Source organism: Streptomyces sp. SID8374 (assembly GCF_009865135.1).
In the GTDB taxonomy this organism is placed as follows: Bacteria; Actinomycetota; Actinomycetes; order Streptomycetales; family Streptomycetaceae; genus Streptomyces.
This window is the reverse complement of record NZ_WWGH01000001.1, coordinates 2007398-2032989: the sequence shown is the minus strand read 5'-3', so window position 1 is coordinate 2032989 and position 25592 is coordinate 2007398. Positions and strand designations below refer to the sequence as shown.

The 25592-nt window shown below is 71.3% G+C and carries 22 protein-coding genes and 2 pseudogenes; 18 read left to right on the top strand and 6 right to left on the bottom strand.

Annotated elements, in window-relative coordinates; translation table 11 throughout:
• Nucleotides 1-48 precede the first annotated feature (48 nt).
• From GTY67_RS09105 to GTY67_RS09075, 8 genes and pseudogenes are all read left to right on the top strand, one after another.
• Nucleotides 49-888, top strand: coding sequence for a helix-turn-helix transcriptional regulator (locus GTY67_RS09105; RefSeq protein WP_161278338.1), 840 nt, complete (start codon nucleotides 49-51; stop codon nucleotides 886-888).
• Nucleotides 885-1094 carry a DUF397 domain-containing protein gene (locus GTY67_RS09100; protein WP_161278337.1) on the top strand — a complete coding sequence of 70 codons (210 nt, stop codon included), beginning with the start codon at nucleotides 885-887 and terminating at the stop codon, nucleotides 1092-1094. Before GTY67_RS09105 ends, GTY67_RS09100 begins: the two co-directional genes overlap by 4 nt.
• Before the next feature lie 36 nt (nucleotides 1095-1130).
• A pseudogene (locus GTY67_RS34830) lies at nucleotides 1131-1713 on the top strand (tetratricopeptide repeat protein); the annotation flags it as partial.
• Nucleotides 1706-1983, top strand: a pseudogene (locus tag GTY67_RS09095) (UTRA domain-containing protein); the annotation flags it as partial. The pseudogenes GTY67_RS34830 and GTY67_RS09095, both read left to right, overlap by 8 nt.
• 63 nt (nucleotides 1984-2046) lie before the next feature.
• Nucleotides 2047-2256: a DUF397 domain-containing protein gene (locus tag GTY67_RS09090; protein ID WP_161280009.1), complete on the top strand. Its 210-nt coding sequence runs from the start codon at nucleotides 2047-2049 to the stop codon at nucleotides 2254-2256.
• Nucleotides 2257-2561: 305 nt separating this feature from the next.
• Nucleotides 2562-2948, top strand: coding sequence for an SH3 domain-containing protein (locus GTY67_RS09085; RefSeq protein ID WP_093693307.1), 387 nt, complete (start codon nucleotides 2562-2564; stop codon nucleotides 2946-2948).
• A gap of 319 nt (nucleotides 2949-3267) precedes the next feature.
• Nucleotides 3268-4443, top strand: a complete 1176-nt coding sequence (locus tag GTY67_RS09080) for an alpha/beta hydrolase (RefSeq protein WP_161278336.1) — start codon at nucleotides 3268-3270, stop codon at nucleotides 4441-4443.
• Nucleotides 4444-4572: 129 nt separating this feature from the next.
• Entirely contained in the window at nucleotides 4573-5541 is a 969-nt protein-coding gene (locus GTY67_RS09075) for a glutaminase (protein WP_161278335.1), read from the top strand.
• A gap of 106 nt (nucleotides 5542-5647) precedes the next feature.
• On the opposite strand, the gene GTY67_RS09070 is transcribed toward GTY67_RS09075, so the two are convergent.
• Nucleotides 5648-6181 carry a methyltransferase domain-containing protein gene (locus tag GTY67_RS09070; RefSeq protein ID WP_161278334.1) on the bottom strand — a complete coding sequence of 178 codons (534 nt, stop codon included), beginning with the start codon at nucleotides 6179-6181 and terminating at the stop codon, nucleotides 5648-5650.
• Nucleotides 6182-6286: 105 nt separating this feature from the next.
• Here GTY67_RS09070 and GTY67_RS09065 point away from each other — a divergent pair, with 105 nt between their 5' ends.
• Both GTY67_RS09065 and GTY67_RS09060 read left to right on the top strand, forming a co-directional pair.
• Nucleotides 6287-6547, top strand: a complete 261-nt coding sequence (locus tag GTY67_RS09065) for a hypothetical protein (protein ID WP_093693311.1) — start codon at nucleotides 6287-6289, stop codon at nucleotides 6545-6547.
• A 197-nt stretch (nucleotides 6548-6744) separates the two neighbouring features.
• Entirely contained in the window at nucleotides 6745-7092 is a 348-nt protein-coding gene (locus GTY67_RS09060; RefSeq protein WP_093693312.1) for a hypothetical protein, read from the top strand.
• Between the two features lie 127 nt (nucleotides 7093-7219).
• On the opposite strand, the gene GTY67_RS09055 is transcribed toward GTY67_RS09060, so the two are convergent.
• Entirely contained in the window at nucleotides 7220-10189 is a 2970-nt protein-coding gene (locus GTY67_RS09055; RefSeq protein WP_161278333.1) for a family 16 glycoside hydrolase, read from the bottom strand.
• A 249-nt stretch (nucleotides 10190-10438) separates the two neighbouring features.
• Entirely contained in the window at nucleotides 10439-11917 is a 1479-nt protein-coding gene (locus GTY67_RS09050) for an MFS transporter (protein WP_343238655.1), read from the bottom strand.
• A gap of 101 nt (nucleotides 11918-12018) precedes the next feature.
• Between GTY67_RS09050 and GTY67_RS09045 the strand changes: the two genes are divergently transcribed.
• Nucleotides 12019-12930: a helix-turn-helix domain-containing protein gene (locus GTY67_RS09045; RefSeq protein ID WP_202461388.1), complete on the top strand. Its 912-nt coding sequence runs from the start codon at nucleotides 12019-12021 to the stop codon at nucleotides 12928-12930.
• Between the two features lie 121 nt (nucleotides 12931-13051).
• Here GTY67_RS09045 and GTY67_RS09040 read toward each other — a convergent pair whose 3' ends face one another.
• Nucleotides 13052-13723 carry a hypothetical protein gene (locus GTY67_RS09040; protein ID WP_093693315.1) on the bottom strand — a complete coding sequence of 224 codons (672 nt, stop codon included), beginning with the start codon at nucleotides 13721-13723 and terminating at the stop codon, nucleotides 13052-13054.
• Nucleotides 13724-13903: 180 nt separating this feature from the next.
• Between GTY67_RS09040 and GTY67_RS09035 the strand changes: the two genes are divergently transcribed.
• From GTY67_RS09035 to GTY67_RS09015, 5 genes are all read left to right on the top strand, one after another.
• A complete protein-coding gene (locus GTY67_RS09035; RefSeq protein WP_161278332.1) occupies nucleotides 13904-15145 on the top strand; it encodes a HupE/UreJ family protein in 1242 nt (413 codons plus the stop codon).
• 140 nt (nucleotides 15146-15285) lie between these two features.
• Nucleotides 15286-17262 (top strand): metallophosphoesterase family protein, encoded by a 1977-nt coding sequence (locus tag GTY67_RS09030; RefSeq protein ID WP_161278331.1) that lies wholly within the window; start codon nucleotides 15286-15288, stop codon nucleotides 17260-17262.
• Between the two features lie 76 nt (nucleotides 17263-17338).
• Nucleotides 17339-18430, top strand: coding sequence for a DUF916 domain-containing protein (locus tag GTY67_RS09025; RefSeq protein WP_161278330.1), 1092 nt, complete (start codon nucleotides 17339-17341; stop codon nucleotides 18428-18430).
• A gap of 130 nt (nucleotides 18431-18560) precedes the next feature.
• Nucleotides 18561-18833: a hypothetical protein gene (locus GTY67_RS09020; RefSeq protein ID WP_093693319.1), complete on the top strand. Its 273-nt coding sequence runs from the start codon at nucleotides 18561-18563 to the stop codon at nucleotides 18831-18833.
• 106 nt (nucleotides 18834-18939) lie between these two features.
• Nucleotides 18940-19482, top strand: coding sequence for a DapH/DapD/GlmU-related protein (locus GTY67_RS09015; protein WP_161278329.1), 543 nt, complete (start codon nucleotides 18940-18942; stop codon nucleotides 19480-19482).
• A 107-nt stretch (nucleotides 19483-19589) separates the two neighbouring features.
• On the opposite strand, the gene GTY67_RS09010 is transcribed toward GTY67_RS09015, so the two are convergent.
• Nucleotides 19590-20918 carry an alpha/beta hydrolase gene (locus tag GTY67_RS09010; protein ID WP_161278328.1) on the bottom strand — a complete coding sequence of 443 codons (1329 nt, stop codon included), beginning with the start codon at nucleotides 20916-20918 and terminating at the stop codon, nucleotides 19590-19592.
• A 291-nt stretch (nucleotides 20919-21209) separates the two neighbouring features.
• Nucleotides 21210-22319: an alpha/beta fold hydrolase gene (locus GTY67_RS09005; protein ID WP_161278327.1), complete on the bottom strand. Its 1110-nt coding sequence runs from the start codon at nucleotides 22317-22319 to the stop codon at nucleotides 21210-21212.
• A 134-nt stretch (nucleotides 22320-22453) separates the two neighbouring features.
• On the opposite strand from GTY67_RS09005, the gene GTY67_RS09000 reads away from it, so the two are divergent.
• Both GTY67_RS09000 and GTY67_RS08995 read left to right on the top strand, forming a co-directional pair.
• Nucleotides 22454-23281: a response regulator transcription factor gene (locus GTY67_RS09000; protein ID WP_202461387.1), complete on the top strand. Its 828-nt coding sequence runs from the start codon at nucleotides 22454-22456 to the stop codon at nucleotides 23279-23281.
• A 13-nt stretch (nucleotides 23282-23294) separates the two neighbouring features.
• Nucleotides 23295-25130: a HAMP domain-containing sensor histidine kinase gene (locus GTY67_RS08995; RefSeq protein ID WP_343238654.1), complete on the top strand. Its 1836-nt coding sequence runs from the start codon at nucleotides 23295-23297 to the stop codon at nucleotides 25128-25130.
• Nucleotides 25131-25592: the final 462 nt, after the last annotated feature.

Here is a 25592-nt window from a genome sequence, read left to right as displayed (position 1 = left end):
AGAACCCTTCAACTGACTGAAGTTGAAGGAAGGGACAGGGGGCGCGGCATGGCCAACATCAAGCAACTGAACCCCGAGAGCAGCCCGCAGGCTGCCTTCGGTGCCCGTATCCGGCGATACCGGGAGGAGCGGGGGTGGAGCCAGGATGTGCTGGCCCCGAAGATCGGGTACTCCAGTCAGCACATTTCGGCCGTGGAAACTGTTCGCAAACCGCCGACTCTGCGGTTTTCGAGGAAGTCTGACCAGGCATTTGGTACGACAGGCACGGCGGATTCCTTCGAGCGCGAGTGGGCCGAAATGCGCAACGGCTCGCTGCTGGAGGGCTTCCCGGAGTACGTGGGGTACGAGGGCCGGGCAGTGGAGATCAGGTTGTTCGATGTCGGTCTCGTTCCTGGGCTGTTGCAGACGCCGGACTACGCTCGGGCTGTGGCCTACGGGCACGTGGAACGAGGCTCCATCACCTACGAACAGGCAGACGAGCGAGTCGCGTTCCTGGAACAGCGGCAGGCGGCCCTGGTGCGCTCGCAGCCGCCGATGATGTTCGTCGTCATGGACGAGAGCTGCCTCCATCAGGCGGTCGGCGGTCCGGAGGTCATGAACGCTCAGCTCCGACGGCTGGAGGAGATGTCCGCGCGGCCCAACTGGATCATCCAGGTGGCGCCGTTCAGCCTCGGCGAGCGCAGGGCGTTCTACCTGCCGGTCAACCTGCTGACCATGGCCGACCGGTCCATCGTCGCGTACGCCGAATCGCAGGCGCAGGGCTACGTCGAGCGTGAAACATCGGTAGTGGCACCCATGTTCACGACCTACCATCAACTTCAGGGCGAGGCGCTGTCGAAGACGGCGTCTGTGGCCAAGATCAGCAAGCTGCGAAAGGGCACCCCGTGAAGACCGAATCCCCCCGTTGGTTCAAGTCCTCGTACAGCGACAACGGCGGCAACTGCATCGAGGTGGCCGCCAACCTCGTCGCCTCGCGGGGCATCGTCCCGGTTCGCGACTCCAAGGACGTGGATGGCCCGGTCCTCGACGTCCGTACCGCCGCCTTCTCCGCGTTCGTCGCGGGCGTGCAGGCCGGGAAGTTCGACGCCGCCTGACCCCTGCCGGTCCAGCGCCGCCCCACCGTGCCGAGCATGGTGGGGCGTTCTGCTGTCCGGGGAGGACCGGAGTCCCGCCGAACCCCTGACTTTCGGAGGTCGGAAATGGACCCGTCCCGCCGTAGCGTGCTGGGGGTTGCCCTGTTCTCGGTCGTGCTCACCGTGCCAGACCGGCCGGAGGCAGTGGGCCCGTATGGAAGCCGTGCAGCGCGGAGTCCGTACGCGCATCGGCTGCTCCGACGTGCACACGGTCGCCGCGATGACTGAGCAACTCTCGGCGATGGACGACCGGTTCGGAGTTCGCACTGCCCGCCCGCTCGCCGCTGCGTTTCTGGTGAACACGGCCGTGCCGTTCCTGCGGACCAGCGGGCCGGAGGACGTACGCGAGGCGAAGATGTCGGCGGCGTCGGACCTCTGCTGCCTCACGGGTCACATGGCGGTCGACGAAGGACCGCACGGGCTCGCGCGGCGCCAGTGCCTTCGGGCGCTGGAGTTGGCCGGAGCGTCGGAGGATCACCTGACGTTCTGCACCACGCTCCGAGGGGTGAGCGTGCAGGCTGTGGCCCTGGGACAAGGGCCGGTGGCCCTGCGTCTCCCGGATGCCGCAGCGGCGGCGTCGCGGAATCCAGCGACTGGCGTACGAGCAGTGGGGGTCCGGACGCTCTGTCTGGGAGGCCGAATTCGGAACCGGGACCAGGTGGAGGTGCGCGAAGGTGCTGCCTCCGAGAACGTGACGAGGACGCTCGGCCTGGAGGAGGGGGAGAGCGCGTGCATCAGGAGCCGGAGATTCGTACTGGACGGCAAGCCGGTGCTGCTGGCGACCTCGTACCTCCCCGCCTCCCTGGTCGCGGGCTCGGCCATCACCCAGCGGGACACCGGTCCGGGAGGCCCTCTGGCGCCCGCCTCGCCGGGTCGTCCATGGTGGGGCTTCCTGCTACGGAAGGGGCACCCCGTGAAGACCGAATCTCCCCGTTGGTTCACGTCCTCGTACAGCGCGAACGGCGGCAACTGCGTCGAGGTGGCCGCCAACCTCGCCGCCTCCCGCGGCATCGTCCCGGTCCGTGACTCCAAGCGCGTGGACGGCCCGGTCATCGACGTTTCCGCCGGCGCGTTCAGCGCGTTCGTGGCGGGCGTACAGGACGGGAAGCTCGGCACCGTCTGACCGTTGCCGGTCCAGCGACGCCCCACCGTGCGCGGCATGGTGGGGCGTCCTGCTGTCCGGGTACCACCAGCGTTCCGCCACGCCCCGGAGGGCGGCTCCCGACGGTGCCGCGCTCGCCGGGTACGTCGGGAAGTCCGTTCCGGTTGGGGAGGTTCTCGTGGTCCCGGCGGCTGACCGTCCCGGTGGGGCTAACGTCATGCGCGGGTCCAGTGCTTGTTGAGCGGTGACACCGCTCGGCGGACCAGGGCCTGCTCCTCCGTACGTGTTCCGCACCCAGAACCGACGACGCAAGGGGAATCGATTCCATGACGGTCACAGCAGCACGCCGCACCATGTCACCGCGTCGCTCCGCCGCCCGCGCGGCGGCCGTGGCGGTCCTGTCCGCCGCCGCGCTCCTCGGCAGCGGTCTCACGGCCCAGGCCGCCGCACCCGCCCGGACGACGGGCGGGGCCGTGGAGCTCGCGCCGGCCGGTGTGCTCGCCACCCAGTGCTACTACAGGGTCAACGCCAGCGGCGGCCTGCTGATCCGCAGCGGTCCCGGCACCAGTTACTCGGTCGTCGGGTCCTACGCCAACGGCGCCACGATCCTCGCGGAGGTGTCCACCACCAACGGCTTCCGCAAGGTGGGTACCAACCGCTGGGTCTCCGCGGCCTACACCGCCCGTGTCGGCGGCCTTCCCTGCGAGTCCTGACAGGGGGACCCGCGCCGAGGACATCGTTTCCCCGGCCATTCGACGGGCCGTCGTCCGCCGGAAATCCCTCCGGCGGCCCGCTTGTCTTCCGGGCTGCGACCAGGGGGCGGCGCTGACCTGAAACCGGGGTGGAGCGAGACCTTTCGCTCCACCCCGGAAGTCGCTCCGTACGTCTGCCGGAGCGGCGCGCGGAGGGCTCTTGCCCCGAGGGTCCGCCCCGAAGACTCCTGCGGAACACCTCCCGCGATTGGTCCAGACCAAATAGGGTGTGGCTGGCTTTCTCCCCGATCGCCCCTCCCTCCCGCCCGAGGAGACACCGGTGTTCACCAGACGTGCCGCGCTCGCCGTCGCCCTCGCAGCCCTCGGCTCCGGCGCCCTGCCGACCGCCACCGCCGCCGCTCACCCTCGCTCCCCGGCCACCGCGCCCGTCGCCGTACTGCCGCGTCCCACCGGCCGGCACTCCGTCTCCACCCGGTCCCTGCCGCTCACCGACTTCGGGCGCCCGGACCCGTTCGCCTCGCGGCCCGGGCCGCGCAAGCTCATGGTCCAGCTCTGGTACCCCACCGGCTCCCCGGCTCCCGCGCCCCACCCCCGTAACCCCGCCGTCCCCTACACCGACCCGGGCACCGCCGCAGCACTGGAGGCCGACTGGGGGATGCGGCCGGGTGTGCTCAAGGGGGTCGGGACCCACGCACGGGCAGGAGGCCGACCCGCCCCCGGGACCCGGTCCGCCGTGGTGCTGAGCCACGGGCGCGGCGCCTCGCGCATCCTCACCAGCGGTCTGGCCGAGGAACTCGCCTCCCACGGGCACCTCGTCGCCGCCGTCGACCACACCTACGACGCCGCCGCCGTCCGCTTCCCCGACGGCCGCCTGGTGCTCGGCGCCCTGCCGGCCGAACCGGACGACTGGGACGCCCAGGACCGGCTGGAGGTCGCCGTGCGCGCCGCCGACCTGCGCTGTGTCGCCGATGCGCTGGGCCGTCGCCGCCGCCCTCTCGCCGGGGTCGCCGTCCACCGCATCGGGCTGCTCGGCCACTCCCTGGGCGGGGCCGCCGCTGCCGAGGCCATGCGGACCGACCGGCGCTTCGTCGCGGGGCTGGACCTGGACGGCGGCCTGTTCGGCACCACCGTGCCCGAGACCGGACTCGACCGGCCCTTCCTGCTGCTCACCTCCTCGCCGGACCACGAGACATGGGCGAAGTGGCGGGCCCACCACCGCAGTTGGGGCCGACACCTGCACCTCGCGGGCGGCGGTCACCTCTCGGCCACCGACGTACCCGCACTCGCGGACGCCGCCGGGCTCCGGGAGCGGTGGCCCGAGCCGCTGTTCAGCGACTACCTCGGCACGATCGCCCCGCACCGCGCCGCGACAGTCACCCGCGCCTGCACCACCGCGTTCTTCGACCGGTTCCTGCTGGGACTCCACCGCCCGCTTCTGGACGCGCCCGGCCACCGCCACCCCGAGCTCCGGTTCCTCTGGACGCGGGGGACCTGAACCGGCCGGGAGCCGACGCAGGGGCACAGGGCGAGGGGTTTCTTGGCCGTATGCGGTGGGCGGGTCAGACTGTGGGCGGCCTCCCACCCGCCCTCGGGCCTCCCGCACCCCTCCCCGTCAGGAAACGCCGTGTCCCACACCTCCGCCGACCCTCGGGAAATCAGCCCCGCCCCGCGCACCGGCTCCCACCGGTTCTCCCCGGTGATCAGCCGCATCGCCGAGGAGATGGCCGCCCTGACCGACCACGGCACCCCGGCCGACTACATACCGATGCTCGCCGGTGCCGACCCCCGGCGGTTCGGCATGGCCGTCGCGGAGCCGGACGGGACCGTCTACGGGGTCGGCGACTGGCAGCAGCCGTTCTCGACGCAGTCCATCTCCAAGGTCTTCGCCCTGGCCCTGGCGCTCTCCCTGGACGGCGAGCAGCTCTGGCGGGGCGTGGGCCGCGAACCCTCGGGCAACCCCTTCAACTCCCTGGTGCAGCTGGAGTACGAGAACGGTATCCCCCGTAACCCGTTCATCAACGCCGGTGCCCTGGTGGTGACCGACCGGCTCCAGGCCCTGACCGGGGACGCGGCGGGCCAGGTGCGGGAGCTGCTGCGCGCGGAGAGCGGCAACCCCGCCATCGACTTCATGCCGGAGGTCGCCGCCTCCGAAGCGGCCTTCGGGGACCGCAACGCCGCGCTCGCCCACTTCATGGCCTCCTACGGCAACATCACGCTCCCGGTCCCCACCCTGCTCGCCGCCTACTTCCGCCAGTGCTCCATCGAGGCCTCGTGCGCGGACCTGGCCCTCGCCTCGGGGTTCCTGGCCCGGCACGGCGTCCGGACCGACGGCTCCGCGCTGCTGACCCGCAGCCAGGCCAAGCAGGTCAACGCGGTCATGCTCACCTGCGGGACGTACGACGCGGCAGGCGAGTTCGCCTACCGGGTGGGGCTGCCGGGCAAGAGCGGCGTCGGCGGCGGGATCATCGCCATCGTGCCCGGGGTGTGCACCCTGTGCGTCTGGAGCCCGGGCCTCGACAGGCGCGGCAACTCGGTCGCGGGCGTCTCGGCCCTCGACCGCTTCACCACACTCACCGGGCTGTCCGTCTTCTGACGCGCCTTCTGCCGTGCTGCCGGCGCCTACCTGGTCCAGAACTGGCGCGGTGCGAAGCCCTTCCACCGTAGCCAGCGCTCCGTACAGACGGTCCGCTCGGCCTCGATCACGACTTCAAGGCGACGAGACGGTACCGCGGGTCCGGGCGGGGCGTGTCCTGGTCCGGTAGGGCGGCGAGGCGACGGCGTACACCGGCCACCTGGTCCGGGGGCGCGTGGGTGCACCAGGAGACGTAGCCCGCGTCGATCGCCTCGCGCCACCTGCGGGGGCTGCGGCCCTGCCCGATGCCGGGGAACACCGTCCGGCCGGCCACCGCCGGTCCCCGCTCCGTCGCCCAACGGAGCACCCGGGGGGAGCTGTCGGGCACCTGGGGTGCGTACCGGTGCCGTAGGTCCGCCGTCACTCGGGCGATGTCGCTGTCCTCGGCGAAGTATCCGTCGTTCTTGTCGACGGTGGTGATCAGCACCCCGCCCGGCCGCAGCACCCTGGCCGCCTCGGTCAGCACCGCTTCCGGGTCCGGCAGCAGATGCAGCAGCCAGACGGTCACGACGGCGTCCACCGCGTCCGCCGCGGCCCGGGCTCTCGGTTCGCCGCCTCGGGACGCGTCGTAGTGCCGGGCCTCGTCGTCGTAGCTGAGCATCCCTCCTCTGTCCCGGCGCTTGCCGGGCGCCGCCGGTGGCCGCCGGGCTCCTCCCACCGCGGACCGTCGCGGTTTTGAACCGCCCTCCGGGGGCACCCGGCCGCCATGGAAACCAACGGCCCCACCGAAGAAGCGACGGTGACCCAGGGGGACGAGCACCATGTCCTCCTCAGCGCGGACACCAACGGCGACGGGAAGCCCGACGTGTGGATGACGGACACGACCGGTGACGGCGTCGCGGATCTCTACCAGTTCGACACCACCGGTGACGGGAAGATCGACGTGACGGTGGTCGAAGGGGCGGAGGAGCCCGGCACCGACCGGCTCGTGGTCGAGGGCGACGGCGGCCACCCCCAGGAGGCCTAGGCCGCACAGCGGGCGGAAGCTGAACGGCGGGTGCCGCTCTCGCCGTGCTCTGCCCCTCCCGCCCAACCTGACGGCCCGTCTTCTCCCGTACTCAGCAGGCCACTTGAGCGTGCCGGGCCCATACCGGGGCAGCAGTCGGATGAAGCGACCGGCAAGATGCCCGGCCTCGGGCCGGGGGAGAGTGAGGAGACGTACCCGTGAGCGAAGTGTGGGGGTTCGGAGAAGGCAGCGGCTATGCCGCGGATCTGCCGCTGGCGGGTTTCGACGTCGAGGCCGCCGACGGTGTCATAGGGCATGTGGAACGCCAGGACGACACACCCGGTATGCAGCACCTGGTGGTCGACACCGGGGTCTGGAAGTTTGGCCGGAGCGTGCTGATCCCGGCCGGTGCGGTGACCGCCGTCGACGCCGAGGCGCGGACGGTGAAGGTCGCGCCGTCCCGGGACGAGATCAAGGCGGCCCCGCGGTTCACCACCGACAGCGAGACGACCGACCACGGCTATCTCTCCGAGGTCGGCGCGTACTACCTCTCCCTGCGCGACTGAGAGGTCCCTGCGTGCCCGAGGCTTCCTGCGCGTCTGAGCGCGGAGGGCGGGGATGACAACACGAAGCGGTGCGGCCCCCGGTGGCGGGGAGGGCCGCACCGCTGTCGTCGTACGGTGACGGCGGGCCTCAGAGCCTCTCGATCCAGATGGTGCGGAACCTCGGGTTCTCACCGGGGTCTCCGTGGTCCTGCAACATGATGTGACCCGGTGCGGGGCCCTCCGGGCGGCCCGCACCCGTGGGACCGGCGATGGCCACGTCGTCGTGGACCAGCTCGCCGTTCCACCGCAGCGTCACCCGGGCGTCCTCCGTCTTCCTGCCGTCGCTGTCGAAGCGAGCGGCCCGGAACTCGATGTCGTAGCTCTGCCAGGTGCCGGGCGGGGTCGCCGCGTTGACGTCCGGGGCCTTGCGCAGATAGATCGCCCCGGCATCGTCCTTGGCGGGTACGTCGACCCCGAAGGACTCCAGCACCTGGAGCTCGTAGCGCTCCTGGATGTAGACCCCGCTGTTGCCCCGGGCCTGCCCGGTGACGTCCGGCGGGTAGTCCGGCTGGTACCACTCGGCGTGCATCCGGAAGTCGCCGAACTTCTCCTTCGTCCGGATGTCCCCGCCGAGCGACTCCATGGAGCCGTCCGCCACCGGCCACCTCGCCGGACCGCCGTCCTTCGACTCCCAGGCGCCGAGGTCCGAGCCGTCGAAGAGAGTGGTGCGCTCCGTCGGGGTGACGGTCAGGTTGTCGAGGTTCACATGGCCGTCGTCCTCGGGCTCGTACGCGTAGGTGATCGTGTTGGCACCCTTGCGCAGCGGCACCGACTCGACGTGCGTCGCCCAGGTGTTCCAGGTGACGGTGGAGTCCAGCCAGATCTGCTGCCGCCGCTCACCGTTGACGTAAAGGGTCATCGACCGCGGCTTCGGCTCGGGGTCGGCGTTCTGCCCGTTCGCGTAGCGCAGCGCCAGATCGTGCTTCCCCTCCTTGCCGGCCCGTACGGCGAAGGTGGTGCGGGAGCCCGGCTCCCAGTTGTTGTCGACGAAGCCCGTGCCGGAGTACCCGGAGTGGTTGTCGTTGAACTTGGTGCCACCGGCCAGCGAGGCGGACTCCGCCTCGTACACCGGCGGCGCCTTCGAGCCGTCGGGCAGCGTGTTGAGGCTGTACCACGCCTCGGTGCTCCACAGCTCCTCGCCGCTCGTAGCCGCGAACGGGCGCGGTGACCGCACATGCACCACGTGGCCGGGGCGCAGGCCGTCCATCTTCAGCGTCACGGTCCTCCGGTCCCCGGAGAGCGTCGCCGAGGTGACGTCGAGGGTCTTCTCGTCGGCCTTCGGGCCGCCGTACCTCGGGGTGGCCACGTAACGCCACTGCTGCGCCTGGTACTTGGCCGCCAGATCCTCGGCGGTCTCCTCCGACAGCGGCTGCGTGTATTCGATCTCGAAGCCGCCCTCCACCGCGCGCATGGCCCGCATGTCGAAGGCCTGGTCACCGGTGAGCGACAGCTTCTGGAGGCCGAACTTGAGCTTGCCCTCCTGGCCCCAGTTCCCCGAGTCGCCGATGCCACCGGCGTAGATCGCCCCGTCCGGTCCGAGACTGATCCGGTTGACCCCGGCCTCCAGGCCCTGCGTCATGCGGAACACCGCGCCCTGGTACTCGCCGCCGACCTTCTCCAGGTACGCCCGCTGGAGGCCGCCGTAGGTCACGTCGCCGAACACCATCTGCCCGGCGAAGGGCCCTTCGGGCAGGAGGAGGGGATTGCTCGGAGAGTTGGAGATCTCACCGTGCGGCAGCCACAGCACGGGCTCGGTCACCGGCTGGTCGTCGTGGACGCCGTCCGGGTTCGTGTGGTGGTTGTAGAAGGCGCCCTGCTCGATCCGGACCAGCTTCGACGTCGGCACGTACGCGCCCTGGTTGTCGGTGGCGAAGATCTCGCCCTCGGGGCCCCAGCCGAGGCCGTTCGGCGTGCGCAGCCCCCCGGCCACGTAGGACACCTCGCCGGTCTCCTTGTCGATCTTCAGGGTGGAGCCGCGGTCGGGCACGTTCTGCGGGTCCTGGGTCGCGCCGCCGGGGACCATGGCGATGCCCGTGCTGACGTAGAAGTTCCCCTTCTCGTACAGCAGCCCGAACGCGAACTCGTGGTAGTTGCCGCCGAACGGCCAGGTCGCGATCTTGCGGTACTCGTCGGTGACCTCGTCACCGTCCTCGTCGACCAGCGCGGTCAGGCCGTCCTTCTCGGAGACGTAGAGGGTGCCGTCCACGTACTTGAGGCCCATCGGTTCCAGCAGGTTCTCGGCGACCAGCTTCGTGGTGACCTTCGACGGGTCGGTGGCACCGGTGACGTTGTCGAGAAGGTGGACCTGCCCCAGCCGGCTCTCCCGGCTGCCGCCCCAGGTGCTGACGGCCAGTCGGCCGTCGGGCAGCCAGTCCATGCCGGTGACCTGCGGTTCGAAACCGGCGGGCCGCAGGTCGGTCAGCGTGTAGTCGGGGTGGACCCCGGCCAGCGGCAGGCCGTCGCCCGGTGACTCGTCGATGCCTTCGCAGAGCTTGCGGCCCGGCGAGGTGACCCGGGTGACGTCGGCGTCGGTGCTCAGCACCGAGGTGGGCACGACGGAGAACGCGCTCGCTCCGGGGGGCCGCCACTCCAGCAGGAGGCGCTGGTCGTACTCGCCGTCCCAGTGGTCGATCCGCAGGGCGTGGTGACCCTCGGTCAGCTCGGCCGAGCCCTCCTTGGGCCGGGCGCCGTGCTTGCCCCCGTTGTCGATGATCTCCGCACCGTCGATGATCAGCCGGGACCCGTCGTCGCTGGTGATGCGGAAGTCATGCTTCCCGGCCGACTCGACGTCGAGGTACGCGGTGACCTCGGTGACGAACTTCCCGTCCATGCCGAAGTCCTCGGCGGTGGTCCAGTCGATCGTCGGCTTCAACTCGTCGACGTTGGGCGTCTGTCCGGGCTTGAGCGTGCAGAAGTCCTCCAGAACCATCTGTACGTCGAACACCCGCATGGTCACGCCCGGTTCCTGCGGCGGTAGGTCGGGGGGCTGAGCGGCTGCCTGGCCCGGGGCGAGGGACACGAGCAACAGGGCGGAGACGAGTACGGCCAAACGCCGCATGGGCCTTCCTCCTTGAGGACGGAGGCAGCCGGCTGTCCGGTGGCCGACGGGCTGCCGTTCACAGTGAAGGGCAGCCCCGACGGAAAAGGCAACAGGTGGGTAAGCGCTTTCTGTTTTATCGTTGCAAAGATGATGAAGGTGATGGGGATTCGATCATCAGCAGGTGCGTCGGGGCAGTCCCGTCCGAGGTGAAGCGGTGCTGGGCAGGCGGACAGAAAGCGCTGTCCTTCCAATCCGCTTCCGTCACGCTCACGCCACCGTGCGCGGCAGCCGCAGGCTCAGCCCGGTCGTCAGCGCCACCGCCGCCAGCTGCACCAGCAGGGTCACGACCAGCGCGTCCCGCATGCCCAGGCCCGGCACCAGCGCCAGGAACAGGGTGCCGAGCGTGGCCACCCCCAGAGCCAGCGCCGCCTGCTGCGTCGTCGTCATCACGCCGCCGCCCACCCCGGCCTTCTCCGGCGGTACGTCGGAGAGCACGATCCGGAAGAGTACGGGGAGTTGGAGACCCTGGCCGAGGCCGGCGACGGCCACCCCGGGCAGCAGACCCCACAGGCCGAGCCCCTGCCACTCGTAGCGCACCGTGAGCACCAGCACCACCACGCCCACCGCCTGGATCAGCCCGCCCGCCGTGACGACCCGGGTGCCGTAGCGGCGGATCAGGCGGGGACCGGCGAGCGAGGCCCCGAAGAACGCCAGCGCCATCGGGGCGAGCGAGAGGCCGGCCGCCGCCGGGCCCATCCGCAACCCCTGCTGGAGCGCCACCGCGATCACGAACATGAAACCGCCGAACCCGATCGAGAACGGCACCACCAGCGCCAGCCCCCGCCGCAGCGAGTCCAGCCGCAGCAGGCTCGGCGGCACCAGCGGTACGCGGCCCAGCCGGTCGGCCCGCCGCTCCACCCGGTAGAAGGCGTACGCGGAGAAGGGGAACAGCCCCAGCGACACCCAGGTCCACAGCGGCCACCCCGCCGCCCGCCCCTCCGTGAGCGGGGCCAGCAACGTCACCAGGGACAGCGCCAGGAGTAGCGTTCCGGGTACGTCGACGGGGGCGGGGCGCTCCGACCGGGTCTCCGGCACCGCGCGGACGGCCAGGACCAGGCCCACCACCGCCACCGGCACGTTCACCAGGAACACCGACCGCCAGCCCGCGCTCTCGCCGAACACCGAGGACATCGGGGCTGCGGCGATCAGCACCCCGCCCAGGATCTGGCCCGCGACCATGGAAAGCCCGGCCGTCGCCCCGTACAGGCTCATCGCCCGGGCCCGGCGCCGGCCCCGCGTCGCCGCCTGGATCGTGGCCAGCACCTGCGGCAGCATCAGCGCGGCGGCGGCGCCCTGGGCCACCCGGGCGCCGACCAGCGTCCAGGCGTCGGGGGCGAGCCCGCAGGCCAGCGAGGTGATCCCGAAGGCCGCCATCCCGATCAGGAACAGCCGGCGGCGGCCCATCATGTCGCCGAGCCGGCCGCCGAGGACGAGGAGGACGGCGTACGCGAGGCCGTACCCCGCGACGACGAGTTCGAGCAGGGCCGGGCCCGCGTTCAGATCGCGGTCGATCGTGGGCAGGGCCACGTTGACGATGAAGAAGTCGATGAGCGGGAGCGCGGCGCCCAGCAGCACGGTGAACAGGCCCAGTGTGCCGAGCGCGGGGGAGGGGTGGTCGTGGTGGCGGACGGGGGCCGTCGTCCGGGCCGCCGTACCGAGGGATGTGTGTACGGATGATTCACTCACGCTGTCGACTGTGCCGCCCATCCCAGCCTGGTACCAGAGTCTGTTTATCCTGGTACCAGCGCTACCTGGCAACAGGCCGGGAGACCCGGCACGCTGGAGGCATGACGACCATGGCAGCCGAGTCCCTGCTCGCACCGGACAGCACGCGGACCGCGTCCGGGAGCGGTGCCGCGTCCGCCGCCGAGATCCGGCGGCACGAGCTGGCCGCCTTCCTGCGCAGCCGCCGCGAGCGCATCACGCCCGAGCAGGTCGGTCTCGTACGCGGCCGTCGGCGCCGTACGCCCGGGCTGCGCCGCGAGGAGGTCGCCCAGCTCTCGGCCGTCGGCGTCACCTGGTACACCTGGCTGGAACAGGCCCGGGACATCCAGGTCTCCGCCCAGGTGCTGGACGCCCTCGCCCGCGCGCTGCTCCTGGACCCCAGCGAACGCGCCCACCTCTTCGCGCTCGCCGCCGCCCCCGACCCGGCCCCCGGCACGGAGTGCCCCACGGTCACCCCGGCGCTGCGGACCATGCTGGAGCAGCTGGACCCCATTCCGGCCTGCGTCCAGAACAGCCGGTACGACGTCCTCGCGTACAACCGCACCTACTCCCGGCTGCTCTGCGACCTGGACGCGCTGCCGCCCGAGGACCGCAACTGCCTGCTGCTCGCCTTCACCCACGACGACTGGCGGGCCTCGATCGTCGACCTGCCCGAGGTCACGCGGATGATGGCCGCCAAGTTCCGCGCCTCGATGGCCGGGCACCTGGCCGAGCCCGCCTGGAAGGCGCTGCTGCACCGGCTGGAGACGCGGTCGCCGGAGTTCCGGGAGGTGTGGGGGCGCCACGAGGTGGTCGACCAGCGGGGGAGGACCAAGTACATCCGCAACGCGCGCGTGGGGCTGCTGCACGTGGAGCACACCAACCTCTGGCTCGGCCCGGCGAGCGGGCCGCGCCTGGTCAGCTATCCGCCGGTGGACGAGGAGACCCGCACCCGGCTGGAACGGCTGCACCGGATCGCCCTCGCCGCGGGCTAGAGCTAGCGCCGTCTGGGACTCGTACGGCTGGGGTTTGGGCCGCCCCGGGACTCGTGCGGCTACAACTCGCCCCGCCCCGAACTCGTACGCCCAGAACCTGCCCCGCCCCGAACTCGTACGCCTAGAACTTGTCCAGCCACACCACGATCCCCGTGTGGCCGCTCAGCACCGCCGCCGTCCCCGCCCGCACGGCGGCCGCGCACCGGGGGCCGGTGAAGGAGGCGGGGTCGTACGTCGAGGACGCGCCGAGGCCCTCCCCGCGGAACGACGCCCCCGACCAGTCCACCGCCGTCACGTTCTCGGTGGGTTCGGCGAGTTCCGCCCCCACGATCAGGAACTGCTGGGCGAGATGGCTCGGGGTGACGGTCGCCAGGGGGTCGATCAGGTCGTTGCCCGCGCTGATGACGAGGTCCGGGCGCATGTCCATCGCCCTGACCACGGCGGGGAGAAGGTCGGCGGGGCCGGACGCGGTCACGGTCCGCAGGGCCACGTCCTCGTCCTCCGCCCACTCCTCCACCGCCGTCACCAGCGTCTTCGTCGGCCGGTCGCCGCCCGCCGTGAGCAGGACGACGCGCATGCCGGGCGAGGGGCGGACCCCCGCCCACGAGCCGGGGCGGGGCGTGACCGTCGACTCGGGCGCCGGTGACGCCTTCGTACCGATGAACTCCGCGCCCAGGGCACCGACGGCGGACGGGCTGGGGCGCGGCTTCGACCAGTCGTCACCCGAAGAGCATCCGGTGAGCAGGGCGGCGGCCACCACCAGAGCGGCGGCGGCCAGGGGCTGGCGGTGCAAGGCGATCGTCCTCCGGGAAGGGAGCCGCGGCGGGGCGGGTCACTCCATCCTGCTCCTGAGTCCCCGGCGATCTCCATCGCTCCGCCCGGCATCGAACGTTTGTTTCTCCACACTTCGTTGAGCCGTCGTCACCGGTTCATCCGCGACCAGGACGGTGCACGGGCAACCTCAAGGAGCCCCATGTCGCCTCGTGTCCGCCGACCGCTGCTCGCACTCGCCGCAGCGGTCCTCGTCCTTCTCGGCCTGGTCCGGCCCGCCGCCGCCCATGGCTTCACCTCCACCGTGTACGCGCACGTCACCTCCGTAGGCGACAGTTCGCTGAGGACCGAACTGAAACTGGAGTACGACCTTCTCGTCGTCTCGGCCGCCGACGCCGGGTCGAACGACCCGCTCTTCCGCACCGGAACCGACGCGTTCGAAGCCGGGGACGCCGACGCCCAGGCCGCGGCCCTGAACGCCCACCGCACCACAGCCGTCGGCTACGTCACCGAACGCCTCGCGGTCACCGCGGGCGGCGCCGCCTGCGAACCCGCCCCCGCCGGAACGTTCCGGATGGGCGAGGAGGAGGGCGTGCCCTACGCGCTGCTGGCCCTCGACTGGGCCTGCCCCGAACAGCACACCCCGGGGCAGTACGAGATCCGCAGCGGACTCTTCCCCGACTCCGAGGGCTATGTCACCGGTACGAAGACCATCGCGACCTACGCCGTCGACGGCCGCACGGGAAGCGCCGCACTCGACGCCGGCCACCCGTCCTTCTCGATCGGCCAGTCCTGGCCGGAGCGCTTCTGGGGATTCTTCCGGCTCGGCGCCGAGCATCTGCTGACCGGGACCGACCACATCCTCTTCCTGCTCGCCCTCATCGCGGGATCCCGGCGGACCCGCGAAGTCGTCCTCGCCGCCACCGCTTTCACCCTGGCCCACTCCGTGACGTTCATGCTGGCCGCACTGGGGCTGGTCGACGTCCCGGCGGACCTGGTGGAGCCCGTCATCGCGCTGTCCATCGCCGTGGTCGCCGGCTGGCACCTCTGGCGGATCCGCGGGCGCGGCACCGACGCCACGGAGCTCCGGGCGAGGGAGGGGAACGCGGGGCTCCGCGCACCGGAGGGGGACCGGGGCGGGCTGGACCGCGCAGGCTGGATCCGGCTCGGCGTCGTCTTCGGCTTCGGCCTGGTGCACGGTCTCGGCTTCGCCGACGCGCTCGGCATCGAGGCGGCCTGGTCGTGGACGCTGCTGTGGTCGCTGCTGGTCTTCAACATCGGCATCGAAGCGGTCCAACTCGCCGTCATCGCTGTGCTGTTCCCCCTCCTCCTGCTGCTGCGGCGCCGCTCGGAGCGGGCCGCCCTGTGGGCCACCGGCGCGCTGTCGGCCGGGGTCGCCGTCATGGGGCTCATCTGGTTCGTGCAGCGGGTGACGGAATCGTAGAAGCCGCAGGCGGCACTGGTGTTCAGCCCCGACCGGGCTCACATTCGGGCGGCGTTCACCTGGCTCCGAGATCGTGGCGTCCTTCCCACGCATGTGTATGGCACACATGCACCGTTCCTCCACAGAAGAATCGACACTTCATGAGATCGAACTCTTCCCGGCCGGCCCGAGGGTCCGCGCGGCACCGGATGGCCACCGCCACCACCGCCGCGTTCCTCGGACTGACCCTCGCCCTCTCCGGCGGACAGGTCACGCCCGCCGCCGCGGCCGAGTCCTCCACCCTCACCGGCATCGTCCTGGGCGTCGGCGCCAACGAGACCCAGCGCACCGTCAGCTGGTACTCCTCCGCCGACACCGCCCAGAAGGTCCAGCTCGCCCCCACCGCGCAGCTCTCCGGGGGCGCGTTCCCCGCCGACTCCGCGACCTTCGACGCCCTGGGCGCCAAGAACATCCCCGGCAGCGGCGGCTACAACCACCGCGCCACCCTCACCGGGCTCAAGGAGAACACGGCCTACTCCTACCGGGTCGGCTCCGAGGGCAACTGGTCCCCGGCGTACTCCTTCGCGACGCAGGACTTCGAGGGCGAGTACGACTTCCTCTTCCTCGGCGACCCGCAGATCGGCTCCTCCGGCGACCTGGCACAGGACCAGGCCGGCTGGCAGGCCACGCTGGACGTGGCCACCAAGGCCAACCCGAAGGCCGAGATCCTGGTCTCCGGCGGCGACCAGGTCGAGAAGGCCGGCAACGAGGCCGAGTGGAACGCCTTCCTCGCGCCCGACCAGCTGCGCCAGTACCCGTGGGCGGCCACCATCGGCAACCACGACGTCGGCAGCAAGGCGTACGACCAGCACTTCGCGACGCCGAACACGGACCGCTCCGCCGCGCTGTACGCCAACGGCAACCCGGCCTCCGACACCTCCGGCGGCAACTACTGGTACATCTACAAGGATGTGCTGTTCATCGACCTCAACAGCAACAGCTACGCCACCTCCCAGGGCGGCGGGGGCGACGAGGCGCACACCAAGTACGTCACCGACGTCATCGACCAGCACGGTTCCGAGGCCAAGTGGAAGGTGCTGGTCTACCACCACTCGATCTACTCCCCGGCCGCGCACGCCAAGGACAAGGACAACAAGGTCCGCCGGGTCGACTTCCCGACGACCTTCTCCAAGCTGGGCGTCGACATGGTCCTCCAGGGCCATGACCACAGCTACTCCCGCAGCTACCTCATCAAGAACGGGCAGAAGGCCGACCCGAAGGAGCAGCCCGGCGCGGCCGACGTCTACCCCGGCCCCGGCGGCGTCCTCTACGTCACGGCCAACTCGGCCTCCGGCTCGAAGTATTACGACATCACCGCGCCCGACTCCAGCGGCACCAGCGGCGAGGGCAACGGCGCCGACCCGCTGAACCCGGGCAGCTACTGGTACAACTCGGTCCAGAACCAGGAGCACGTCCGCAGCTACGTCAAGGTCCAGGTCCGCAACGACAAGCTCGTCGTGGAGAACATCCGCAGCGGCACCTGCGCGGCCCCCAACTCCCAGGTCTCCAAGGGCGACTGGTGCAAGAACACCACCGCAGCCCAGCCCGTCGGCTCCGTCGTCGACAAGGTGAGCGTCCACCCGTACAACGGTGACGGCCAGTCCCTCCAGGTCAACGTGCCGAAGCCTGCTCCGGGCGAGTTCGGCTGGACCATCGACGGCTACAACGGCCTGGTGGACCTCGGGACCGCCAAGGAGGAGAACGGCGACCACTTCACCGCCTCCGGCAAGATCAACCCCATCCTCGTCTCGGACACCCGCCGCTCGCTCTCCCCGTGGGCCGTCTCGGCCGACGTGAGCCAGTTCAAGGACGCCCAGAAGACGTTCGCGGGCTCCTACCTCGGCTGGACGCCGTACGTCCTCGACGAGGGCGCGGGCGCCAAGGCCGGTGCGCCGGTCCCCTCCGGCTACGACGGCAAGGGTGAGGGCCTGGCGGTCTCCCGCGGCCTCGGCTCCGCTCCCCAGGGGCACGCCCGCGGCACGGCCAAGCTGGGCGCCGACCTCGATCTGAAGATCCCGGACTCCGTCCAGAAGGGCGGCTACCGCGCGACCCTCACGATCACCGCGCTGAGCAGCTGACCCTCCCCGCTCCACCGGTGTGGCAGGCCCCGGTCCGCCGGAGCCTGCCACACCCCCGTTCCGAGAGAGACCCCAGATGTACGCACCGGCACCCCTTCCCCGTACCGCCCCCACCTCCCTCGCCGCGTCCCTTCTCCGCGCCGTGGCCCTCGCCCTGCTCGGGGCCCTGGCGTTCACCTGCGCGTCCACCGGACCGGCCCGGGCGGCGGAGGGCGAGGTCACCTGGACGGTACGGACGGCGTCGAACGGCTTCGGGGACGACCGGCCGAGCTTCAGCCACAGCGTCAACCCGGGCGGTGAGATCGAGGACGCCATGGTCGTCGCCAACCACGGCACCGAGCCTCTGCGACTGGCGGTCTACGCGGCCGACGGCTACACCACCGGGAAGGGACAACTGGACCTCCTCACCCGGGAGAAGAAGTCCTCCTCCGTGGGCGCCTGGGTCCACACCGAGAACAGCAGCGTGGTGATCGCCCCCGGCAAGAGCGCCGAGATCCCGTTCACGGTCAAGATCCCGCGCAACGCCACCCCCGGTGACCACGTGGGCGGCATCCTGACCTCGCTCAAGCAGCCCGGCGACGCCGAGGGCATCGCGGTCGACCGCCGCCTCGGCATCCGGATCAAGCTGCGCGTCAGCGGAGCCCTGAAGCCCACCCTGGCCATCGAGGACGCGCACGTCGCCTACGACGGCTCCGCCAACCCCTTCGGCCGGGGCGACGCCACGGTGACCTACACCCTCCACAACACCGGCAACGTCCTGCTCTCCGGCGCCCAGAAGGCCACCCTCACGGGCCCGTTCGGGATGCTGAGCACCGACGCCCCGGCCATCGCGGCACCGCCGGAGCTGCTGCCCGGCGAGCGGTGGAAGGTCACGGTCCCCGTCCACGACGTCACCCCGGCGTTCCGCCTCACCGCCGATGTCACCGTCACCCCGCTCATCACCGACGCCGCCGGCTCCACCACCCCTCGCGACCCGGTCCGGGCCACGGCCACCGGCTGGGCCGTCCCCTGGGCCCTGCTCCTGCTCGTGCTCCTCGTCCTGGCCGCGGCCACGGCGGCGTACGTCCTCATCCGCCGCGCCCGCGCCCGGCGCGGCCGCCAGGAGGACCGGCGGGTACGGGAAGCCGTGGAGCAGGCCCTGCGCGAGAAGGCGGGCCGACCGGCCTGACCGGAACGGCCGCACCACATCGCCGCGATCGCCGGGCCGCCGTGTCAGCGGGGAACTTCGGGGCACCCGAGGAACAGGCCGGTCCACATCGGGATCGGGTCTCGGAGCGACCGTCCCGAAGGAGTGGCAGATGACTACGCAGTACGGCAACCAGCCGACCGGTCAGCAGCACCCCGGCGCGCCTCGGCGCGGGGCGAGCGGCAACGTGTTCAGCATCATCGCGATCGTCCTCGGCGTGATCGGGTTCATCGTCCTGCCGATCGTCTTCGCCCTGGCCGGCCTCGTGATGGCCATCATCGCCAAGACCGTCCGGCACGAGCGGCTCGCCACGGTCGCCATCGTCGTGAGCGCCGTCGGACTGGTGGGCGGCATGGTCTTGGGCGCGATCTTCGCCAACATGTGAACGAGCTGAACGACGCGGAGGAGCCCGAGGCGGACAGCGCCTCGGGCTCCTGGTGTGCTCGGCCTCAGGAGGCCGTCCGGGTGCGGGGAGTGGCAGGGTGGTGCCCATGTCCAGCGACCGCCTCATGCGCATCCACAGCCCCGAGTTCCAGGCCATGGCCGACCGGGTCCTCCGCGTCACCGAGCTGACCTCCCGGCTGAACGTCCTGCCGTTCGAGGACGAGGAGGGCAAGGCAGCCCTGTTCGCGCAGATCCTCGGCAGGCCGCTGCCGCCGAGGGTCACGGTCCACCCGCCCTTCTTCACGGACCACGGCCTCCATCTCGACCTGGCCGAGCGGGTGTTCATCAACCAGAACTGCACGTTCCTGGACTACGCGGGAATCCGGCTGGACGAGCGCGTGATGGTCGGCCCGAAGGCCACGTTCATCACGAGCGGCCACCCGGTGGACCCGGAGGAGCGCCGCCACTACCTCACGGGCGGGCCCATCCACGTCGAGGAGAACGCCTGGATCGGCGCCGGCGCCACGATCCTGCCCGGGGTCACCATCGGCAAGGACGCGGTGATCGCGGCGGGCGCGGTGGTGGCCGAGGACGTCCCGGCGGCAACCTTGGTGACCGGCCCGAAGGCCACGGTGAACCGCCGGTGGTGAGGGGCCTCCAGGCTCGGGGGACGCCGCCCTCGGCGCTTCCGTACGGGCCGGGCACTGTGCGGCACCGGACCTGAGGCGATCACTCCTCCGGTGATCGCAACGACGCCTCAGGGGCGGTGGGGCCGGACGTACTCCACGCGGACCGTGCCCGGCGCGTACGGCAACTGCTGCTTACCGGTGAGCAGGGCGTCGGCGGAGGTGTCGTTCAGGAGGTAGCGCCGGAAGAAGGCGGTCGTGTAGGCGGTGGTGATGCGGCGTTGGGCCGCCTCGTCCAGCCCGCGGTGTTCCTGCTCCTTGCCGTCCTGGGAGAGGCAGTGTCCGGGGCGCCCGGGGACGGCGTCGTTCTTCGCGCCGACCTGTCCGCTGCGCGGGGACCACTGGGTGTTGACGTAGTTGTGGTTGCCGCCGGTCAGGGTGATGCCGTGCAGAGGTGCCCGGTTCTTCGTCCTGTTCCAGTCGATGTACCTGCCGGTGTTGACCTGGTCGCAGGTGCCCCACAGGACGGCGAGCGGAACCTTGGTGACAGGTTCGTTGTCCCAGGTCGCGGTGGGGGCGAGGCCGAGAGCGGCCTTCACCTTGACGCCCTTGGGCCAGGAGGCGTGCCGGCCGTCGGAAGCGTGCTGCATCACCCCGCCGCCGCCCATGGAGTGGCCGAGGGTGCCGACCCGGCCGAGGTCCACACGGCCGGTGAACTCCGCACGGCTCACCTTGCCAGTCCGCGTGTCCTTGAGCTTGCCCTTCAAAGGCCCTTTCCCCAGGGAGAGTTGCCGCCACAGCTCCAAGTGCTTGTCGATCAGGGCGGCGCGGGCCTCGTACACCGAGGGGGCTTGGCCGCCGCTGGTCGCGTTGATTCCGTTGGCGCCCATGGAGACGACGACGAAGCCCTGCCGGGCGAGGGTCCTGGCCAGGTAGTCGTAGCCGGAACTGCTGGGCAGGGGAGCGACTTTGCCCCGGCAGGGCCAGGACCACAGGGGGTCGGCCGCCTTCTCCACGAGCCTCTGCCGGCGTGCCACCTCCGCCTCGTCACCGGCCTTCTCGGCTTCGGCCAGCGCCTTCTCCGCGGCTTTCAGCCGGGCCTGCGCCTTGGCGTCCGCGCAGGTGTGCCACAGGCCGTGCTGCATCACGATCAGGGGGTGCTCACCGCGTCCGAGATCCTTCGGATAGTGGACGACGGCGGCGAGTTCGGTACGGCCCTTGTAAGGAGCGGGCGGGGTGAAGGCCCGTTGGCCGAGGTCGTACCGGACCTCGCCCACCTTCCGGGCTGCCGGACGGGCCGTCTCCTGACCGGGCCGGGGGCTGGGAGCTGCTTCTCCTGCCGATGCCGCCAGGGGCGCGACCGCTGCCGCCGCGACCGCCGCCACGGCGGCGATCCCGGCGGTGCGGGCTCTGCGGCCGGGCTTCGCGGAGAAGAGCGGCCTGCGGTGTTTCACCGTCATTCGGTGTCCTGCCTTTCGGGTCGTCTCCGGTCGTCGCGGGCGGGTCGGCACATGGCCGGCACGCCGTCCCGGACGCCTGAGGCTCGCCATTGTCGTCATCGCATGTCAGCGACCTGTCAGGACGCTGTCGGAAGGTTGTCCGCTCTCCTGGCCGCCGCTCGTCCGCCAGGGCCAGGCGCCGGTCGTGCTGGTGGACGGCCGCAAGGTCCTGGTCCTGGACCGGCTCGGTGAACGCCTGTTGCCGTACCCGAGCTGCCCGCCCGGTGGTGCGTGGGTGCCCGGCGCGGATGCTCAGCGGCGGCGTCGGACGCCTCGTCCTCGCAGCCTGGTCCTGGCGGTCCATACGGCCGCTGCCATGAGGAGAACGCCTGCTGCCCCGATGCCGAGAGGCAGCAGACGGCCATGTCCTTCGCCGCTCCGGGGCACCGCCTGGGGTGTGCGCGGTTCGTCCGCGGCGCGGGTGGCGGGTGATCCGGTCGGTTCGGACGGCGGCGTGGCACTGCGGCCGGCCGGGGGGACCGGAGGTGCGGATGCGCCGGACTTCCGGAAGGCGTCGTCGACGAAGGCCAGCACCTGGTCGTGCAGGCGTGCCCCGGCAGTGCCGTCCTCCATCATGTCGACGCCGTGCACATGGCTGTCGAGGACGTGGATCTGCTTGTCCTTCGCGCCGGACGCCTTGTGCAGGGCCCGTACTTCGTCGACGAAGGTCTGGTCGCCCGTGGCGGCGGCGAAGAAGGAGGGCACCGTCACCTCGGCCAGGCCCGGGAGCGGGTTCATCGCCGGGAGTGCGCGGGGCGAGGACAGGATGAGCAGGCCGACGAGGCCGGGGATCCCGGGGGCGGCGGTCGCGGTCGCGGTACCGCCCATGGAGGCTCCGCCCGCGAGGATGTGTGTCGCGCCCCGGTCCCTGAGCTGCTGGACCGCGGCTCGGACGTCCCGGTCGAAGTGCAGGTTGTCGGCCCTGCCGCCGCGCTCGGAAGCCCCGCCGCGCACATTGCGCTGGTCGTAGACGATGACCTGGTGGCCGGTGGCGGCGAGCTCCTTCGCGAACGCCAGCCAGCTGCATATGTTCCAGCCGTTCTCGTGCGAGAGGACCACGCCCCGCGGCCCGCTGCCCAGAACGAGACCGGACAGCCGGACGCCGTCCGCAGCCGTGAAGCTGACCGCCTTGCCGTGCAGCCGCTTCGGTACGCACGCGTTGACGGGAACCTCCTTCCGCGACGGGCTCTGCTTCAGGAGGGCGGGGCCGACCGGGTGTGTCCACCGCTGGGGAGCGGACTGCGCTGCCGCGGAGGCCGGAGTGCCGGGCAGGGCGAGCGGGCCGGCCAGACCGAGCAACAGGGTCAGCGAGAGGGCACCGGGCGCGCGGCGGGCCCGGCGGGCGGAAGGAGCGATGGTCATGGCTCCTTGGTAGTCGAGTCGTGTCAGGGAGTCGTCAGGGTCCTGCCTGATTCCGGTAGGGAGGACGTCAGCAGCAGGGGCATAGCGGGAGGAACCGGATAGGTAGTGGTTTCTTCTGACTTACGATCGTCACCATGCGTGCACACATCCTGGTCGCCGAGGACGACCGAAAACAGGCCGAGCTGCTGACCCGCTATCTGGAGCGCGAGGGGCACACCGTCCGGACCGTCCATGACGGCCGGGAGGCACTCGACCAGGTCCGCCGGCGGGAGCCCGACCTCGCCGTCCTCGACTGGATGATGCCGCGGGTCGACGGGCTGGACGTGCTGCGCGTCCTGCGCGCCGAGGACCGTGAGCTGCCGGTCCTGCTGCTGACCGCCCGGTCGACCGAGGACGATCTGCTGCTCGGCCTCGACCTCGGTGCGGACGACTACATCACCAAGCCGTACAGCCCGCGGGAGCTCGTGGCCCGCGTACGTACGCTGCTGCGCCGAACGGCACGGGGCGGTCCGTCGCCCGCCGACGAGAGCGACCTGCGCGTGGGAGCGCTGCGGGTCAGCCCCGAGCGGCACGAGGTCACGGTGAACGACCGCCCCGTCGAGTGCACGCCCGGAGAGTTCCGGCTGCTCGCCGCGATGGCCGCCCGGCCGGGGCAGGTCTTCACCCGGGACCGGCTCCTCGACGTGCTGGACGGCTTCGGCCACTACACCACCTCCCGCGCGGTGGACATGCACATCATGAACCTGCGCAGAAAGACCGAGGACGACCCCCGCAGCCCACGTCGGCTGGTCACCGTCTTCGGGGTCGGCTACAAACTCCTGCCGCCTGACGGCACCGAGCAGCCCGGCAAGGCCGCGTCGGCGCGTCCGGTCGAAGAACAGGCATCGGCCCGTCCGATCGGAGCACAGGACGGGGAAACCAGCGGTGAGAGCGTTGCGGGAGCCACGCGTGCCGAATCCTGAACCGTCCGGCCGAGTGCCCCTGCACAGGAGGCTGCTGTTCCGGCTGTTCCTGGTCTCCGCCGTGGTCGGGGCGTGCAGCGTGGCGGCCACGGCCTGGCTGACCGCGCGGACGGCGACCGGGGCGATCGAGAGGGAGCAGGGGCAGATCGCCGCCGACGACGCCCGGATCCGCGACCGGCTCCTGGGGTACGCGGCCACGCACACATCCTGGGACGGCGCCGGCCCCGACGTGCGCCGCCTGTCCGAGGAGACCGGCCGGCACATCGTCCTGGCCTCACTCGACCAACAGCTCCTCGCCGACTCCGCGCCGCACACCTCCCCTCCTCCCGCACGATCGGCGGCCGTGCTGGACCCGCTCGCCCTCGACACCGCCCCCCTCGACGCGGCCTCGCCCGGCACACACGGCACCGGGGACCGGATCGACCCCCGCGCGGTGGGGCCCTACCGCCTTACCGAGGCCGAACGCACCCGTCTGGCCCGCTACGCCGAACAAGAAGTGGCGTGCCTGGAGAAGAACGGGATCAAGGCCGCCGTCGACACCGCCCCCAACGGCCGCCCCACCATCCGTCACCTCGGCCGCTCCACCACCCCCGGCCCGGCCCCCCTGTGCGAACGGGTCCTGGAACGGACCACGACCGACACGGAACGCAGGGCCCTGGACCAGCTGGACACCCTCGTGGCCGCGTGCCTGCGCGGGACCGGCATCTCCGGCATCCGCGTCGGCCCCGACTTCTCCTGGTCCACGACGGCGACCGGCACGACGGCGGCGAACAGCGACGACATCACCTCCTGCGTCGCGCAGAGCCGCCGCGAACAGCTCAGGGCCCACGTCGCCCCACCCGCCAGACTGTCCCTGGGGCCGACCACCGGAGCCGAACGCACCGCCTTCGGCCTCTCCTCCCGCAGCACCGCCGAAGTCGCCGGCCTGGCGGCCCTGGTGTTCGCCCTCTCCATGGGCGCCGCACTCCTCGCCGCCTCGCCGGTGGTCCGGCCACTGCGCCGCCTGACCCGCGCGGCCCAGCAGCTGAAGACCGCCGACAGCGGCGCGCCCGTACCCGTCCGCGGCCACGACGAGATCGGCAGGCTGACCGCGGCCTTCAACGACCTCTCCGAACACCGTGCGCGGCTGGAGAGCCAGCGCAAGGCCATGATCAGCGACATCGCCCACGAACTGCGTACGCCGCTCAGCAACATCCGCGGGTGGCTGGAAGCAGCCCAGGACGGCGTCGCCACGGCGGACGCCGCGTACATCGACTCCCTCCACGACGAGGCCCTTCTGCTCCAGCACGTCATCGACGACCTGCGCGACCTCGCCGCCCTGGACGACGGCCGGCTCACCCTCCACACCGAGCCGACCCTCCTACGCCCTCTCCTCGACCAGGTCGCCGCGGGCCACCAGGCCCGCGCGCAGGCCGAGCGGATCACCCTCGTCGTCGACGCGGACGAGGACCTGTGGCTCGACGCCGACCCCGCACGGCTGCGCCAGGCGGTCGGCAACCTCGTGACCAACGCGATCCGGCACACACCCGTGGGCGGCACGGTCACCCTCACCGGTCACCCCGCCGACCAGGATGAGACAGCTCCCGGCACCGGCGCGGGCGTCCGCATCGAGGTGCGCGACACCGGCCCCGGGATCGCGGAGGACGGCCTGCCGCACGTCTTCGACCGCTTCTGGCGCGCGGACAAGTCCCGCACCCGGCAGTCCGGCGGCAGCGGACTCGGCCTCGCCATCGTGCGCGACCTCACCGAGCTGCACGGCGGCTCGGTGAGCGCGACCAGCGAACCAGGACACGGCGCCCTGTTCGGACTGTGGCTGCCCAGCAGGGACGAAAGCCGGAACCGGGCATAGCCCGAAGGGACGGCGCCTACGGGGCCGGAGGGTTCCGGTGAATTGTTTTCCCGCCAGAGCGACAACCGTCACAACCACGTTGCCTGCTGGCGTCATGAGTAATTTCCAGGGAGTGGCGGGGGCCCGAACTCAACGTCTCACGGCCCCCACTGTCCTTGGTGTGATGAAGCGGCCGGTGTCGGGGGCGTAGTGGCGGGCCGCGAAGTGGTAGAGGCCGGTGGGACCCCGGCAGCCGCCTGGCGAAATATGGATACGATATGCGCGGAAATCAGCCCCACTCGCTGCGGAATGCATATGAATCCAAGGCTATGGGGCTTATCTCTGCAAGGCCTGCAAACTCATCCGAAATGGAGAATCGGCAACGCCGTCCACGTCTGTTGCGATCAGGCCCGTCCGCCCTTCCCCCTCTGGATGAAAAAATACCCCACCATCGAGATGCATGCGATAATCGCCAGGAGTCCC